This window comes from Candidatus Atribacteria bacterium, assembly GCA_011056645.1.
Classification (GTDB): Bacteria; Atribacterota; Phoenicimicrobiia; order Phoenicimicrobiales; family Phoenicimicrobiaceae; genus Sediminicultor; species Sediminicultor quartus.
On record DSEL01000039.1, the window covers coordinates 1 to 1891 of the forward strand.

General features: G+C 34.3%; 1 pseudogene. It reads left to right on the top strand.

The window, feature by feature from the left end:
* Window positions 1-1444: 1444 nt before the first annotated feature.
* Window positions 1445-1642: pseudogene (locus tag ENO17_01570) on the top strand (RHS repeat-associated core domain-containing protein).
* Window positions 1643-1891: the final 249 nt, after the last annotated feature.

Below are 1891 nucleotides of genomic sequence, written 5' to 3' on the forward strand. Positions count from 1 at the left end.
CTTCTATAAATATATTAGAGAATGGAAAAGAATGGTTATATTCCTATACAAAAATATACCAGCCACGAACAACAAAATTATTATTTGAGGGCTCTGAACCTTTTGTTTATGAAAAAGAAGCACTTTTAAAAAGTGTCAGTAATAGTTTTTATTTAGTGCAAGAGGTATTTGAAAACTTTTTAGTTTTTGATATTTCACCTCAGGGAATGAACCCTTATGATCAAGATTATCGGTCAGCATATAAGGAGTACTTGAAAGCGCTTCCTAAAGAAATTTATTTGGCCTATTATTATCATTTTGAAGGTATCCAACCACTAGTAGATGGCAATATTATAAGTTCAGGAAGAGAGTCTCAATTTCCTGTAAAACGTCAATTTATGCAATCTATGGAAGACTATCTTCGATCAATAAACAGATTCAATAAAAAAACTAAGCTATTGTTCGAAAGTCACTTTCCAGGTAAAATGCATACTAGTGCTTTAATGTTGACAGATTCAAATCCTCTATGGGGCACAAATCTTTCTATTTTTCTTGATACAAGAAAAAACAAGAGAGAAAAAGAAGGGGATGTATTATTTGTAAAAATTGATATAGATGATAAAGTAATTTATCATATTAAAGATGGTGATATAGAAAACATACGAATATTGTCAAATTACATAGAGGCGGTAGATAATTATTGTGAGCATATACTATTAAAAAAAGAGGGAAGGTTTGACTTTTTGCCATATACTAGTGATTTTATTAGCCCTGCGTCCTTATATCCTGAAGAAGTATATGAGATAACCAGCGAAGAGGTTGAATGGTATAAAGGGGATTGGTCGGATGAAGGCAAAGCTAAGTGGGATAAATTTGCACCATATAGAGAAAAGTTTGACTATCAAGTCCCGTAAGAATAGAAGATAACTCTAAAACGAAAAAGAGCAGTACTTCTACCACCCTGACCATCTGGGAAGCTCTCTCTCGCTCCGTAATTGCATTACGGAGTGTATACATAGGTTAAAGATTTGGTAACATTAAATCACCGATAGGTGACCAACTATACTGCTGAGTTTCAGCGTGTTCTTTTTCTTTTCATGGCGCGAGGTATTATGCACCCCAAGGGCATTTCCTCGCAAGCTCAGGGCACCCTCGCACCTCTGTGTGGCAATCTCCAGATCCGATCTTGGCAACATATATGTATGGCAAGGTCAATAAGGGTGTATACAATCCACACAATCTCAAACTCTATACGTATACAGCAAATAACCCTGTAAATCTAGTTGATCCTGATGGAAAAGCATATTTTTTAAAGCCTTTTGGTGATTTTGTATTAAATGTTGCCATTGGAATGGCTACGGAAGGTAAGCTTTCGTGGTCTGTTGTTAAAGGTGCAGCGATTCAAACAGGTAAAGATCTTGTTAATCCTTTGTCACCTATTAATAAAATTAAAAAGCTATCTAAAATTACAGGCTATACAAAACACGGAATTCATCAAGCAGTTGGCCGCGATGGAGGGAAGGGGGTAGCCGTAAAATCTATTCTAGATGCTGTAAAAAATCCTAAAAAAGTAGTTACACAATCAAATGGACGTACTAAGTATCAAGGGAAACAAGCAACTGTTATCTTAAATAAAGAAGATAAAGTTATAACAACCTTTGGAAGTTCTAGATCAAAAACTAAAGGTATGGTTCCTCGGAAATCTGGTGGTGGAAAAGCTCAAAGAAAAGCAAATTCACTAGGATTCAGTTATCTTCCTGAAAGGATTAAGTGATATGAAATTTGAAATTCCTAAATCAAGACTGGAAACAATAGAAAAATATTTGACAGATGATAATTTATTAGAAAAATTTAGAAAGATTAAAGAGAATACTAGCGATTTAAAAAAGTATGAATCTCCAAACAAAGTATA